Raw genomic sequence first — 14,610 nt, 5'->3', positions numbered from 1 at the left:
TCCTCGTCGTACCTCTTCGCCATGATGCGAACAACCTTCCCTCGAAAGAAGGTGTGCATCAAACCCGGGGTGGTTCACCTACCTTCGAGGCGTCGTCGGAAAAGCACCCCGACATCGTCTACGCCAAGGTGGACACCGAAGCCGAGCAGGAGCTGGCCGCTGCCGCTCAGATCCAATCGATCCCGACGTTGATGGCGTTCAAGAAGGGCAAGTTGCTGTTCAACCAGGCGGGGGCCCTGCCGCCGGCGGCTCTGGAGAGCCTGGTGCAGCAGCTCAGGGACTTCGACGTGGACGCCGCGCAACCCAGAGAGGTCTGAGGAGAGGATTCGGAGGACCTTCCGTAACCTTGCAGGGTGAGTTTGGTCCTTCTGGAATACCCACGGCCCGAGATCGCGCTGATCACCCTCAACCGGCCGGAGCGGATGAACTCCATGGCGTTCGACGTCATGGTGCCCCTCAAGGAGACGCTGGAACAGGTCACATACGACAACTCCGTGCGTGTGGTGGTGCTCACCGGAGCCGGTCGCGGCTTCTCCTCGGGCGCAGACCACAAGTCGGCGGGCACGGTGCCACACGTCGAAGACCTGACGCGCCCGACCTACGCGCTGCGCTCCATGGAGTTGCTCGACGACGTCATCCTGGCGCTGCGCCGGCTGCACCAACCGGTGATCGCCGCGGTCAACGGCCCGGCCATCGGTGGCGGGTTGTGCCTGGCGCTCGCTGCCGACATCCGAGTGGCCTCGACCACCGCCTACTTCCGCGCCGCCGGCATCAACAACGGCCTGACGGCCAGCGAGCTGGGGCTCAGCTATTTGCTGCCCCGTGCGATCGGCTCGTCGCGGGCATTCGAGATCATGCTGACCGGCCGCGACGTCAGCGCCGAGGAAGCCGAGCGGATCGGTTTGGTTTCCTGTCAGGTGCCGGAAGCCCAGCTGCTCGACACCTGCTACGCGATCGCCGCACGCATGGCGGCGTTCTCGCGGCCGGGAATCGAGTTGACCAAACGCACTCTGTGGAGTGGACTGGATGCTTCCAGCCTGGAGGGCCACATGCAGGCCGAGGGGTTGGGGCAGCTGTTCGTGCGGTTGCTCACAGCGAACTTCGAAGAAGCCGTGGCGGCCCGCGCCGAGAAGCGGCCGCCGGTCTTCACCGACGACAAGTAATCCGACAAAAGGGGAGCGAATGTGATCACGGCTACGGACCTCGAGGTCCGCGCTGGTGCGCGCATCCTGCTCTCACCTGACGGACCCGACCTGCGGGTGCAACCGGGCGACCGCATTGGGTTGGTCGGACGCAACGGCGCGGGTAAGACGACCACCCTGCGCATCCTGGCGGGGGAGACCCAGCCCTATGCCGGATCGGTGGTCCGCAAGGGCGAGATCGGCTATCTGCCCCAGGATCCCAAAGAGGGCGACCTCGATGTCTTGGCGCGCGACCGGGTGCTGTCGGCCCGCGGCCTCGACACGCTGCTGACCGAATTGGAAAAGCAGCAGGCGTTGATGGCCGAAGTGGCCGACGACGAGGCGCGCGACCGAGCGATCCGCCGCTACGGCCAACTCGAGGAGCGCTTCGTGGCGCTGGGCGGCTACGGCGCCGAAAGCGAGGCGGGCCGGATTTGTGCCAGCCTCGGGTTGCCCGACCGGGTCCTGACGCAGCAGTTGCGCACCCTGTCGGGTGGGCAGCGGCGCCGGGTGGAGCTGGCGCGCATCCTGTTCGCCGCCTCGGACACCGGCGCCGGCTCGTCCACCACCCTGTTGCTTGACGAGCCCACCAACCACCTCGACGCCGACTCGGTCGGTTGGCTGCGGGATTTCCTGCGCGCCCACACCGGCGGGTTGGTGATGATCAGCCACAACGTGGACCTGATATCCGACGTCGTCAATCGCGTGTGGTTCCTCGACGCCGTACGCGGCGAGATGGACGTCTACAACATGGGCTGGCAGAAGTACCTGGACGCCCGGGCCACCGACGAGCAGCGTCGCCGTCGGGAACGCGCCAACGCCGAACGCAAAGCCGCCGCGCTGCGCAGCCAGGCCGCCAAGCTCGGCGCCAAGGCCACCAAAGCCGTTGCGGCGCAGAATATGTTGCGCCGCGCGGATCGGATGATGGCGGCACTCGACGCCGAGCGCGTCGCCGACAAGGTGGCCCGGATCAAATTTCCCACCCCCGCCCCGTGCGGTCGAACACCGTTGGTGGCCAAGGGCTTGACCAAGAATTACGGATCCCTTGAGGTGTTCTCCGGTGTCGATCTGGCCATCGACCGCGGCTCCCGCGTCGTCGTGCTGGGGCTCAACGGCGCCGGCAAGACGACACTGTTGCGACTACTGGCCGGAGTGGAGAAACCCGACGCCGGGGGCCTGGAACCCGGACACGGTTTGCGCATCGGCTATTTCGCGCAGGAGCACGACACGCTCGACAACGACGCGACGGTCTGGGAGAACATCCGCCACGCCGCTCCCGATTCCGGGGAGCAGGAGCTGCGCGGCCTGCTCGGGGCGTTCATGTTCACCGGGCCGCAGCTGGAACAACCCGCGGGGACGCTGTCCGGTGGCGAGAAGACCCGGCTCGCGCTGGCCGGGCTGGTGGCCTCCACCGCCAACGTGTTGCTGCTCGACGAGCCGACCAACAACCTCGACCCGGCCTCACGCGAGCAGGTGCTCGACGCGCTGCGCAGCTACCAGGGCGCGGTGGTGCTGGTGACCCACGACCCGGGTGCCGCCGAGGCGCTGGACCCGCAGCGCGTCGTGCTGCTGCCGGACGGCACCGAGGACCATTGGTCTGACGACTACCGGGATCTGATCGAACTGGCCTGACCATCAACCCGATGTCTGCGGCTGTCTGGCGGCTTCTCGGGCGAGTTGGACGCGCGACGAGAGCCCGAGTTTGGCGTAGACGTGCGTGAGGTGGGTTTCGACGGTACGTGGCGAGATGAAAAGCCTAGTGGCGATGTCCTTGTTGCCCAGGCCCTCGCTGACGAGCCGGACGACGTCAAGTTCGGCTGGGGTCAATGAGCCCCAGCCAGTGGCCGGACGTTTGCGTTCGCCGCGACCGCGCTGGGCGTAGGCGATCGCTTCTGCCGTGGACAGCACAGCGCCCTCGGCCCAAGCTGCCTCGAAGTCGTTCTCGCCCATGGCATCTCGTAGTGCGGCGACCGACTCCGCGTAGTTTGCTTGGTGGACTACGTAGCGCACTTCGCCGGTGCGCTGTCGAATGCCCTCCGCTGCACCGAAGAGGCGGGCCGCTTCAGTGTGGCTCGCCGCTCGGGCGGCCAGGCCGGCGAGACATTCCAAGACGTCGGGCACGCTGAGCTGTGCCCCGATAGCGGCCGCGCAGGCCAGCGCTTCGTGCGCGTAACGCTCGGCCGCTTCAACGCCTTCCGGGCCTTCTGCTTCGGCAAGGGCCACGCGGGCACGAGTAGTCAATGCGAAGGTCCGAAAATATCCAGCGGTTGCCAGCACCCCCTGTTCGGCCCAGAGCCGGGCCGCGGCGACATCTCCTGCCGCGAGCTCGGTTTCGGCTCTCCACATCAGGTTCGTCGCAGCAAACCCGGCGTCCGGTATACGGCCATATGCCTTCGCGAGAGCGTCTCTGGCGCCCGCCACATCTCCCGCAGCCAGGCGTGCCCAACCCAACGCGAGGTAGCCGAGTCCCTCGATCGCCGCGCCGAGTTCGGGGGCAGACTCGAGTGCCATTTCGGCGGCGGCGAGCGCCACGGTCGTCTGGCCATGTCTCCCGTGTACAAAGCTCCGCGCCATCAGGGCGTTGAACCTGGTCAACAAGTCGCCGGCCGCCTCGGCGTCGGCGAGTAAGTCTGCTAACTCGTCCTCGGCGCCTTGGAGTTCGCCGCGAAGCGTCATACCTCCGGCGATACCCCACAGGCGGCACTGACCCGAGGCGACTCGGTCACCGATCGAGTCGGCAAGGTCGCGCCCGTCGGCGGCCGCGCGCTCGGGGATTGCGCCACCGGCGATCGTGGCGGCGTAGGCCTGGAAGCCGAGCAACTGGCTTAATCTCCATTTGTCGCCCAGGGCGCGCGCCAACTCTATGGCCTCGGCGAAATATGTTGCCGCCTGCTCGGGGTCAAACGCGGCCGTACCAAGGCAACCGGTGAGGGCTCGGACCAACAGCGCAGGGTCTTCGAGTTGACGAGCGATTGTCAGCGCTTCGGCTGCTTGTTCCCGTCGCGCCGGCACGCCGAGCCATCCGTCGAATAGGGCTGCGTCGGACAGTGCCCGTGCCAGCACTGCCGGCGCCACGTCGCCATTGGCGGTGTCTTTGACCAGATCAAAGTCGGCCAGTGCCTCATCTATCCAACTCATTCCTTCGCGTACGCGGCCGCGTGTGAGCCACAGCGGCTGAAGCGACGATGCGAGTTGCAATGCCGACTCGATGTCATCGTTTTCTCGGCTCCAAGCGAACGCCGCGCGCAGGTTGTCGATTTCGGCTTCTATTTGCTCGACACGTTGCTGGTGTCCGGTTTCCGCCGGGGCGTCGAGCTGGGCGGCCATCGACTCGTAGTAGTCGCGGTGGCGCGCACGAATGGCATCAGCTTCACCGGACTCGCCGAGCTTTTCCAAGGCGTATTGACGCACCGTCTCCAGTAGCCGATAGCGCATTCGGCCTCCCGTGTCGTCGGCCACCAGCAGCGATTTGTCCACGAGCAGGGTGAGTTGGTCGAGGACCTGGTAGCGCTCGACCTCGGTGCCGCCCGCGACGGCGCGTGCAGCGGCGAGGTCGAATCCGCCCAGGAACGGTGCCAGCCGGCGAAACAGGACCCGCTCGGGCTCGGTCAGCAGTGCATGCGACCAGTCCACGGATGCACGCAATGTTTGCTGGCGCCGCACTGCGGTGCGCCGCCCGCCGGTCAGCAGCCGAAACCGGTCATGCAGACTGTCGACGATCTCTTCGAGCGACAACGCCCGCGCCCGGGCCGCAGCCAGTTCGATGGCGAGCGGCATCCCGTCGAGGCGTCGGCAGATTTCCCGCACCGCCTCGGTGTCGTCGTCGGCCAGCCTGAAGTTGGACCGTGCGCGCCGGGCCCGGTCGACGAACAGCTCGACGGCGTCGTCGTCTACTGAGAGGGACGGCACCCGCCAGGTCACTTCGCCGGCCACGCCGAGCGGCTCACGACTTGTCGTCAACAGTGTCAGTTCCGGGCAGCCGCTCAACAGCGTGGTGCTCAGCGCGGCGGTCGCATCAAGGAGGTGCTCGCAGTTGTCCAGCAGCACCAACATCCGACGGTCTCCCACGAATCGGACGATCGTGTCCATGGTGGAGCGGCTCGGCTGATCCGCCAGGTGCAAAGCGCCCGCCGTCGCCACCGCTACGAGGTCGGGATCGGCGATCGGCGCCAGGTCGACGTACCAGACCCCGTCACCGAAGTCGGCTGCCGCCTGGCCCGCGACTTCTATGGCCAGACGGGTCTTACCGGCCCCGCCAGCGCCGGTCAGGGTGGTAAGGCGGTTGGCGGCGAGGGTATGCCGCAGATCGTCGACCTCCGCGCCGCGGCCGATGAAATTGGTGAGCTGCACCGGCAATTGCGAAGTGGCAACGGATTTCGAAGTCCGAAGCGGCGGGAAATCGTTGCGGATGTCTGGGTGACACAACTGCACCACGCGTTCGGGACGGGCGACACCGCGCAGTTCGTGCCGGCCGAGATCGGTCAGCCACGCGTCGGCCGGGAGGGTATCGGCTACCAAGTCCTCGCTAGTGCCCGAGAGCACCGTCTGGCCACCGTGGGCGAGATCGCGCAACCGCGCCGCCCGATTGATTGCCGGGCCAACGTAATTGCCCTCTCCACCGGTGTTGCTGCGCAACGAAACCTCGCCGGTATGCACACCGATGCGCAACCGGACCGGCGCCAGCGGCGCCCGCTGTAACTCCAAGGCACAGGCAACGGCCTCGGTCGCGCGGGCGAACGCGACCACGAAGCTGTCGCCCTCACCTTGCTCGACGGGCCGTACCCCGCCGTGGGCGGCGAGCAGGTCGGTCAGCGCGTGGTCCAAGCGTTCGATGGCGGCCGTCATCTCCTTCGGCTGGCTTTCCCACAGCCGCGTCGAGCCCTCGATGTCGGCGAGCAGCAGTGTCACCGTCCCTGTCGGTAGCTCGCCCACGCCCAACTCACCCCAGTTCACCGGCGCAAGGTTTGCGCGCGGATCGGTTTCGGTCATGCTAGCCAGCATCTCTGTGCCCGTGACCGCATACATCAGGGAAATCCCGTATGCGGGCCTGGGTGCAGTGCGGGGCAAGCGCGTTCACTCTGCGCTCAGGGCGGCACCTTCTCGTACTTCTCCGCCCTAGCCGCAGAGTCAACGGTGCCTTATTACCGTGTTCTCCCCGATTTTTTGTGGCGTCCGGAAGTCGATAGTCGGTTGGACGAGACCCGACCAAGGAGGACCACCGTGACCGCGACGATCGACTGCCCCAACGTCTTCGAAGCCGGCTTACCGACGATCGACTACGGAAGCGCTCAGCATCCCGACGAAGCTCACGCAATCATCAGACAGGCTCGCGAGAAGGCGCCGATCGCGATCGGGCCGTACGGCCCGGAGCTGCTGACCTACGATCTGGTGCGCACCGCCCTTCGTGACCCGCGATTCCGGGTGCCGCAGGGGATGTTCCTTGCCGCGCAAGGAATCACCGACGGTCCGGTGTGGGACCGTGTGGCCACCCTCATCATCAGCCTTGACGGCGCGGCGCATCACCGGTTGCGCCGGTTGGTGTCGAAAGCCTTTATGCCCAAGGCGGCTACGCGCCTGCGTGCGACGATGATCGATGTCATCACCGGCCTGGTTGACCGGCACAGCGCGCGCGGGCACTGCGACGTCGTCAACGACATCGCGCGCCAGTACCCCATTCCGGTCATCTGCGCGCTCCTCGGTGCCCCGCCCGAAGACTGGGAGTTGTTCTCCGATTGGACGGACGACATCCTGAAGGCCTTCGGCTGGAACGTCGCCAATGACACCCCGACCATCTTGACGGCCTGGGACGCACTCGACACCTACGTCGACGACATGCTCGCGCGCCGACGCCATGCGTTGACCGACGACCTGATCTCCGAGCTGATCCGTGCGGAGGACGACGGCGACAGGTTGAGCGTCGACGAACTCCGCATGCTGGTCATCTCCTTGCTGATGGCGGGCACCGACACCACCCGCCACCAGTTGGGTGCGGCGGTGCACATGCTGTGCGATCACCCCGACCAATGGGCGCTGCTGGGCCGCGAGCCGGAGTTGGCCGGTAATGCGGTCGAGGAGCTCATTCGGCATTCACCGTTGACGTTCGTGACCCTGCGGGTAGCCCTCGAGACGGTCGCGTTGGGCGGCGTCCAAATACCCGCCGGCACAATAGTCGTCGTCAACACCGGAGCGGCCAATCGCGATCCGTCCGTCTACGACGACCCCGACCGCCTCGACATCACGCGCGTGGGCGCCCCGCCGATCCAGACGTTCGGCAGCGGCGTGCACTACTGCCTCGGCGCCAATCTGGCCCGCCTTGAATTGGCCGAAGCCCTGACGGTCATGACACGACGCATGCCCACTGCCCGCCGCACCGGTCCCGCTCCCTGGGGCCCGGTGAACACACTTGGCGGACCGATCACCCTGCCCATCGCATTCGAGCCCAATGTTTTTGTTTGAGCGAAACCCTCGCATCGGTGACGGCGGGTTCTACGCTAAGGGGCGGGGACGCGTTTCATGTGGAGGTACCCATGCGGAAGTCAAAGAAGACCCGCGACCAGTTGTTGAGCGAGTTGCGCGACGCCTACGAGGGCGGAGCCAGTATCCGCAACTTGGCGGCCACGACCGGCCGGTCGTACGGGTCCGTGCACAGCCTGCTGCTCCAGTCGGGTACCACGATGCGCAGTCGGGGCGGCCCCAACCACGTCTCCAAGGCGCGGGCGGCGGCGCGGACGTAACTTCGCGGCGCGCTCGTCGCGCTAACGAGCGTGTCCCGCGCAAATCAGTTGCGGCGCACCGAGTTTTCCACCAAGTCGAGCACGGCGGCCAGCCGTTGCGGGTCTTCGCCGGCCGCCAGCCGCGCGACCAGTCCGTCCAGCACCAACTCGAGGTAGGACTGCAGCACATCACCGGGCACGTCGTCGCGCACCCGGTGTGCCTCCTTCTGTCGCTGCAACCGTTCGTGTGTCGCCGCCGCCAGTTCGGCGGAGCGCTCCGCCCACCCCCGGTTGAACGCGGGATCGTTGCGCAGCTTCCGAGCGATTTCCAACCGGGTTGCCAGCCAGTCGAATTCGTCAGGAGCGGCCAGCATGTCGCGCATCACCTGGATGAGACCCTCGCGCGACGCGACGTCGGCCATGCGTTCGGCGTCCTCATGCGCCAGCGCAAAAAACAGCGCGTCCTTGTCGCGGAAGTGGTGAAAGATCGCACCGCGCGACATCCCGATCGCCTGTTCCAAACGACGAACCGTCGCCCTGTCGTAGCCGTGTTCGGCGAAGCAGCGGCGAGCGCCGTCGAGGATCTGGCGGCGGCGAGCCGCCAGATGGTCCTCGCTGACCTTGGGCACGAGTAGGTGCTAGTTCGACTTCAGCATGTTGCGCAGCACGTACTGCAGGATGCCGCCGTTGCGGTAGTAGTCGGCCTCACCGGGGGTGTCGATGCGCACCACCGCGTCGAACTCGACCGGGTCCGCACCGTCTTTGGTGGCCTTGACCTTCACCGTCTTCGGCGTCTTGCCCTCGTTGAGCACCTCGATGCCGGTGATGTCGAAGGTCTCGGTCCCGTCGAGCCCGAGCGACTCCGCGTTTTCCCCTTCGGGGAACTGCAGTGGGATCACGCCCATGCCGATCAGGTTGGACCGGTGGATGCGCTCGAACGACTCGGTGATCACCGCACGCACACCCAGCAACCGGGTGCCCTTGGCGGCCCAGTCACGTGATGAGCCCGATCCGTACTCCTTGCCGCCCAGCACGACCAGCGGAATGCCTTTCTCCGCATAGTTTTGCGCCGCGTCATAGATGAACGCCTGCGGGGCACCTTCCTGGGTGAAGTCGCGGGTGTAGCCGCCGGAGACGTCGTCCAGCAACTGGTTGCGCAACCGGATGTTGGCGAAGGTGCCGCGAATCATCACCTCGTGGTTGCCGCGTCGGGAACCGAAGGAGTTGTAGTCCTTGCGGGCCACACCGTGCTCGTCAAGGTACTTCGCCGCGGGCGTCTCGGGCTTGATGGCGCCGGCGGGGGAGATGTGGTCGGTGGTCACCGAGTCGCCCAGTAGTGCCAAGACCCGCGCGCCGTGGATGTCGCTGACCGACTCCGGCTCTTTGGACATGCCGTCGAAGTACGGGGGCTTGCGCACGTAGGTCGACTCTTGGTCCCACTCGAAGGTGTCGCCGCTGGGCGTCGGCAGGTTCTGCCAGCGCTCGTCGCCCTTGAACACGTCGGCGTAGTTCTTGGTGAACATCTCCCGGCTGATCGCCGAGGCGATGGTGTCGGCAACGTCCTTCTGCGACGGCCAGATGTCCTTGAGGAAGACGTCGTTGCCGTCTTGGTCCTTGCCGAGTGGGTCGGTCTCGAAGTCAAAGTCCATCGACCCGGCCAGCGCGTAAGCGACCACCAGCGGGGGCGAGGCGAGGTAGTTCATCTTCACGTCGGGGTTGATCCGGCCCTCGAAGTTGCGGTTGCCCGACAGCACGGCCGCGACGGCAAGGTCGTTGTCGTTCACCGCCTTTGAGATTTCCTCCGGCAGCGGCCCGGAGTTGCCGATGCAGGTGGTGCAGCCGTAACCGACCAGGTAGAAGCCGAGCTTCTCCAGATACGGCCACAGGCCGGCCTTCTCGTAGTAGTCGTTGACCACCTGCGAGCCGGGGGCCATCGTGGTCTTCACCCAAGGCTTGGAGGCCAGCCCCTTTTCGACGGCGTTGCGAGCCAGCAGCGCGGCTCCCAGCATCACCTCGGGGTTGGAGGTGTTGGTACACGACGTGATCGCCGCGATCACCACCGCGCCGTGGTCGAGCACGAATTCGCCGTACTCGTCGGACTTGACCGACACCGGGTTGCTAACCCTGCCTTGGGAATTCGTGGCAGCCGAGATCACCTGGGGGACGTCGTCGGCGTGCCCGTTGTCCGGTGACCCCGGATCGCTGGCCGGGAACGACTCGTCGACCGTCTCGTCCAGCTTCGAGTACGGCTGTTCGGGGTGGTCGCCGACGTAGTTGCCGATCTGCTCGCGGAAGGTTTTCTTGGCGTCGGACAACGCAATTCGGTCCTGCGGGCGCTTCGGGCCGGCGATCGACGGCACCACCGTGGACAGGTCGAGCTCGAGGTACTCCGAGAACTTCGGCTCGTGCTCGGGATCGTGCCACAGGCCTTGCTCCTTGGCGTAGGCCTCCACCAGAGCCACCTGCTCCTCGCTGCGCCCGGTGAAGCGCAGGTATGAGATGGTCTCGTCGTCGATCGGGAAAATCGCTGCGGTGGAACCGAATTCTGGGCTCATGTTGCCCAGCGTGGCGCGGTTGGCCAGCGGCACCTCGGCGACCCCCTCGCCGTAGAACTCGACGAACTTGCCGACGACGCCGTGCTTGCGCAGCATCTCGGTGACGGTGAGCACTACGTCGGTGGCGGTGACGCCCGGCTGGATTTCGCCGGTGAGCTTGAACCCGACGACCCGGGGGATCAGCATCGAAACCGGCTGGCCCAGCATGGCCGCCTCGGCCTCGATGCCGCCCACACCCCAGCCCAGCACGCCAAGGCCGTTGACCATGGTGGTGTGTGAGTCGGTGCCCACACAGGTGTCCGGGTAGGCCAGACCGTCACGGGTCATCACCACGTGCGCGAGGTATTCGATGTTGACCTGGTGCACGATGCCGGTGCCCGGTGGAACCACTTTGAAGTCCTGGAACGCGCCCTGGCCCCAGCGCAGGAACTGGTAGCGCTCGCCGTTGCGCTGATATTCGATCTCGACGTTGCGCTCAAAGGCGTCGGCTCGGCCGAACAGGTCGGCAATCACGGAGTGGTCGATCACCAGGTCGGCGGGGGCCAACGGGTTGACCTTCTCGGGGTTGCCGCCCAGATCGGCGATGGCCTCGCGCATGGTGGCCAGGTCGACGATGCACGGCACGCCGGTGAAGTCCTGCATCACGACGCGGGCGGGCGTGTACTGAATCTCGACGCTGGGCTCGGCGTCGGGGTCCCAGTTCGCGATGGCCTCGATGTGGTCCTTGGTGATGTTGCTGCCGTCTTCGTTGCGGAGCAGGTTCTCGGCCAGCACCTTGAGGCTGTAGGGGAGTTTCTTGGTTTGGGGGACGGCATCGAGACGGTAGATCTCGTAACTCTTGTCGCCCACCGTGAGGGTGTTGCGGGCTTCGAACGAATTGACCGAACTCTTGCTAGTCACATCAACTCCCGAGGATTAAGTTCTACCGTCGACGGGCCGTGTCGGCGGTGCGGTGCCACTTTAACAGTACGCTTGTCCTGCAATGAGGGGCCCATCGCTTCCAGTCTTGTCGGGATCGACGCGTGTTGGAAGTCCAATGTCCGAAGTCGCGTACGGTGCTCCTGGTGCAGCACTCGGGAGCTGGGAGAAAGGGGCCACCATGACCGGGCAAGGCATGACCGGGCAAGGACCGCAGACGATCCCGTTCCTGCCGGCCTACATTCCCCAAGACGTCGACATCGACGCTATCAAGACCGAGGTGGCGGCGACGGGTGTCAGTGCGCCACCGGAGGCCAAGCCCGGACTGCTCGAGGTGGTCCATCGCGCCCAGGACGAGCACATCAATCTCAAGATCGTGCTGCTCGACCACAATCCTCCGAACGACACGCCGCTGCGGGACATCTCCACCGTCGTCGGCGCCGACTATCCGGACTCCACCGTGCTGACGCTCAGCCCCAGCTACGTCGGCAGCTACAGTTCCGTGTTTCCACGGGTCACATTGGAAGCCGGGGAGGACCATTCAAAAACCGGCAATCCGGTCCAGTCGGCACAAAATTTCTTGAATGAGCTCAACACGCCCGAGTTTCCTTGGGACGTACTCACCATTGTTTTGCTGATTGGGGTATTCGCGGCGGCCGTCGGAGCCCGGTTCATGCGGCGTCGTAGCCTGCAACCAGCAACGTCAACGGTCACTTCGGAACGGTCGGCCGAAGAGCCCCGGCAGGACGTCTAGCCGCACAAACGCGGCGTCAAACCCGTTGCTGAGTAACGGGTTCATCTCATTTTGGCAAACGCGTCAGGTCACCATTCGGTCACATTAATTCTTCTTACAAGCGTGTAGTTCTAAAGTTTCAATAGCGTCTTGTGTGACGTACGGTGCAAATGATGCTTGTGATGTCTATCCCATTTGCAGCGAAAGCCCTAGTGGCTGGCACCTTGTGTCCGCGTTGAGCCGTAGGAGACCGAAGTCGATGAGACGCACCCCCCGACGCGCTTCGATGCGACCGGCCGCCAGGTTGCTTCGTCCCGTGGTTCCGTCGGTGTTGAGTGCCGTTTTGCTGTTGTGCACGCCCGGGTTGGTCGCCAACGCCGATCCCACGTCGAACACCATCGCGGTTCTGATCGCCAACGTCGCCAAAGCAAACCAGCGGTTGGAAGACCTCGCGGCAGCCGTCCAGGCTGAGCAGGAGGCCGTCAACAAGGCGCTGGTCGCCGTGGAGACCGCCCGGGAAAACGCCGAGGCCGCCCAGCGTGAGCTCGAGGCGAGCCAGCAGGCGGTCCACGACGCCAACGCCGCGATCGCCGCCGCACAACAGAGGTTCAACACCTTCGCGGTGGCCACCTACATGAACGGACCGGCGGACGGCCTGCTGACGGCCGAGAGCCCCGACGATGTCATCGCCGCCGCAACTGCAACCCGGGCCCTGACCGCGAGTTCCGAAGCGGTCATGGCGAACTTGCGGCGGGTCCGGACCGAACAGGTCAACAAGGAATCGGTGGCGCGCGCTGCCAAGCAAAAGGCCGACCAGGCGGCCGCCGACGCGAAGGACAGCCAAGACGCTGCCGCCGCGGCTCTGGTTGACACCCAGCGCAAGTTCGACGCACAGCGCGAGGAAGTCAACCGGGCAGCCGCTGAGCGCGACGAAGCCGAAGCCAAGCTGCACACGGCGCGACTCGTCGCCTGGCAAGCGGCCGGCGGGCAGGGCACGCCACCGGACATGTGGGATTCCGGAAACGGCCCGGGCGGCGGTCGCCGGTGGGACGGCTGGGACCCGACCCTGCCGCAGATTCCCAGTGCCAACATCCCGGGCGACCCGATCGCCGTGGTGAACCAGGTGCTGGGCTACTCGGCGACGTCGGCGCAGGTCACCGCCCAAATGGGGAAGCAATTCCTACAGTCGCTGGGCATCCTCAAGCCCGACGACACCGGTATCACCAACGCCCCGGCGGGTGCCTACCGCACCCGGATTCCGCGGGTTTACGGGCGGCAGGCATCCGAGTACGTGATCCGCCGCGGCATGTCCCAGATCGGGGTGCCCTACTCCTGGGGTGGCGGCAACGCCGCAGGCCCTAGTAAAGGGATCGACTCCGGCGCCGGCATCGTCGGCTTCGACTGCTCGGGTCTGGTCTTGTACTCGTTCGCCGGGGTGGGCATCAAGCTGCCGCACTACTCGGGTTCGCAGTACAACATGGGCCGCAAGATCCCGAGCTCGCAGATGCGCCGCGGCGACGTGATCTTCTACGGCCCGGGCGGAAGTCAGCACGTGACGATCTACCTCGGCGACGGTCAGATGCTCGAGGCGCCAGACATCGGATTGAAGGTGCGCGTTGCGCCGGTGCGCACCAGCGGCATGACGCCCTTCGTGGTCCGCTATATCGAGTATTGAACGAGGGGCTATGCGCCACAAGCGATTTCGACTAGTCAGCCTGGCCTGGATCACCGCCCTGGTGACCGGGCTGCTGGCATCTCTGGCCGCTCCCGCCGGGGCGGACCCCGGCGAGTGGGACCCCACCCTGCCGGCAGCCATCAGTGCGGGCGCTCCTGGCGACCCGCTCGCGGTGGCCAACGCCTCGTTGCAGGCCACCGCTCAGGCCACCCAGACGACGCTCGATCTGGGTAAGCAGTTTCTCAGCGGGCTGGGCATCAACCTGGGCGGCACGGCCGCGCCAGCCGCCGCGGCCGGCAACACCAGCCCCAGCCGAATCCCCCGGGCCAACGCGCCACAGGCCATCGAGTACGTGATTCGCCGGGCGGGATCACAAATGGGCGTCCCGTACTCGTGGGGCGGCGGATCGCTGGACGGCCCCAGCAAGGGCGTCGATTCGGGGGCGAACACCGTCGGCTTCGACTGCTCGGGGCTGATGCGGTACGCCTTTGCCGGGGTCGGCGTGTTGATCCCGAGGTTCTCCGGAGACCAGTACAACTTCGGCAAGCACGTTCCGCCCTCCCAGGCCAGGCGTGGCGATCTGATCTTCTACGGGCCTAACGGCAGTCAGCACGTCACGTTGTACCTGGGCAATGGCCAAATGTTGGAGGCGTCTGGAAGCGCTGGCAAAGTCACCATCAGTCCGGTTCGCAAAGGCGGAATGACGCCTTTCGTGACTAGGATCATCGACTACTAGGGCAGGTCCGGGCTTCGGTTGCGGGCGACCGCAACGTCGACGGAACCCAGGACTCCTGGAATAGTTGAACGCGGGCACGTCGCTGCCCCGCGATTTTGA

Annotated in this window: 11 protein-coding genes; 8 read left to right on the top strand and 3 right to left on the bottom strand. The window is 65.9% G+C overall.

All coding sequences use genetic code 11. The features are described from left to right. The 3 genes from BST27_RS19900 to BST27_RS19890 form a co-directional block, all read left to right on the top strand. Nucleotides 1-317, top strand: a 317-nt coding sequence (locus BST27_RS19900; protein WP_249025709.1) for a thioredoxin domain-containing protein, incomplete at its 5' end; no start/stop codon positions are given. Between the two features lie 36 nt (nt 318-353). Then, nucleotides 354-1,163, top strand: coding sequence for an enoyl-CoA hydratase (locus tag BST27_RS19895; RefSeq protein WP_069421709.1), 810 nt, complete (start codon nt 354-356; stop codon nt 1,161-1,163). Between the two features lie 21 nt (nt 1,164-1,184). Next, on the top strand, nt 1,185-2,813 hold the full coding sequence (locus BST27_RS19890; protein WP_069421710.1) for an ABC-F family ATP-binding cassette domain-containing protein: 1,629 nt from the start codon (nt 1,185-1,187) through the stop codon (nt 2,811-2,813). 3 nt (nt 2,814-2,816) lie between these two features. Here BST27_RS19890 and BST27_RS19885 read toward each other — a convergent pair whose 3' ends face one another. Next, nucleotides 2,817-6,170, bottom strand: a complete 3,354-nt coding sequence (locus BST27_RS19885) for a helix-turn-helix transcriptional regulator (RefSeq protein ID WP_276015424.1) — start codon at nt 6,168-6,170, stop codon at nt 2,817-2,819. Between the two features lie 231 nt (nt 6,171-6,401). Between BST27_RS19885 and BST27_RS19880 the strand changes: the two genes are divergently transcribed. Then, on the top strand, nt 6,402-7,637 hold the full coding sequence (locus BST27_RS19880; protein ID WP_069421711.1) for a cytochrome P450: 1,236 nt from the start codon (nt 6,402-6,404) through the stop codon (nt 7,635-7,637). 71 nt (nt 7,638-7,708) lie between these two features. Further along, nucleotides 7,709-7,915 carry a helix-turn-helix domain-containing protein gene (locus BST27_RS19875; protein ID WP_069421735.1) on the top strand — a complete coding sequence of 69 codons (207 nt, stop codon included), beginning with the start codon at nt 7,709-7,711 and terminating at the stop codon, nt 7,913-7,915. Between the two features lie 44 nt (nt 7,916-7,959). Here the strand turns inward: BST27_RS19875 and BST27_RS19870 are convergent, their stop codons facing one another. Together BST27_RS19870 and BST27_RS19865 are read right to left on the bottom strand one after the other, a co-directional pair. Continuing rightward, on the bottom strand, nt 7,960-8,523 hold the full coding sequence (locus BST27_RS19870) for a TetR/AcrR family transcriptional regulator (protein WP_069421712.1): 564 nt from the start codon (nt 8,521-8,523) through the stop codon (nt 7,960-7,962). 9 nt (nt 8,524-8,532) lie between these two features. Further along, on the bottom strand, nt 8,533-11,349 hold the full coding sequence (locus BST27_RS19865; protein ID WP_069421713.1) for an aconitate hydratase: 2,817 nt from the start codon (nt 11,347-11,349) through the stop codon (nt 8,533-8,535). 214 nt (nt 11,350-11,563) lie between these two features. On the opposite strand from BST27_RS19865, the gene BST27_RS19860 reads away from it, so the two are divergent. The 3 genes from BST27_RS19860 (at nt 11,564) to ripB (ending at nt 14,511) form a co-directional block, all read left to right on the top strand. Beyond that, the gene (locus tag BST27_RS19860) at nt 11,564-12,121 is read left to right on the top strand and encodes an Rv1476 family membrane protein (protein WP_139805258.1); all 558 of its coding nucleotides are present in this window, start codon (nt 11,564-11,566) and stop codon (nt 12,119-12,121) included. A 238-nt stretch (nt 12,122-12,359) separates the two neighbouring features. Next, on the top strand, nt 12,360-13,775 hold the full coding sequence (gene ripA, locus BST27_RS19855; RefSeq protein WP_079220003.1) for an NlpC/P60 family peptidoglycan endopeptidase RipA: 1,416 nt from the start codon (nt 12,360-12,362) through the stop codon (nt 13,773-13,775). A gap of 10 nt (nt 13,776-13,785) precedes the next feature. After that, entirely contained in the window at nt 13,786-14,511 is a 726-nt protein-coding gene (ripB, locus tag BST27_RS19850; protein WP_069421715.1) for an NlpC/P60 family peptidoglycan endopeptidase RipB, read from the top strand. The last annotated feature ends 99 nt before the right edge of the window (nt 14,512-14,610 follow it).

The sequence above is a fragment of the Mycobacterium intermedium genome, from assembly GCF_002086275.1.
Classification (GTDB): Bacteria; Actinomycetota; Actinomycetes; order Mycobacteriales; family Mycobacteriaceae; genus Mycobacterium; species Mycobacterium intermedium.
The sequence above is the reverse complement of the archived record's forward strand: the minus strand, read 5'-3'. Positions and strand labels throughout refer to the sequence as shown.

Bases quoted from the DNA above. Each gene is read 5' to 3' on its own strand.
- BST27_RS19875 (WP_069421735.1), top strand. From the start codon at position 7,709: ATGCGGAAGTCAAAGAAGACCCGCGACCAGTTGTTGAGCGAGTTGCGC.
- ripB (WP_069421715.1), top strand. From the start codon at position 13,786: ATGCGCCACAAGCGATTTCGACTAGTCAGCCTGGCCTGGATCACCGCC.
- BST27_RS19860 (WP_139805258.1), top strand. From the start codon at position 11,564: ATGACCGGGCAAGGACCGCAGACGATCCCGTTCCTGCCGGCCTACATT.
- ripA (WP_079220003.1), top strand. From the start codon at position 12,360: ATGAGACGCACCCCCCGACGCGCTTCGATGCGACCGGCCGCCAGGTTG.
- BST27_RS19885 (WP_276015424.1), bottom strand. From the start codon at position 6,170: ATGACCGAAACCGATCCGCGCGCAAACCTTGCGCCGGTGAACTGGGGT.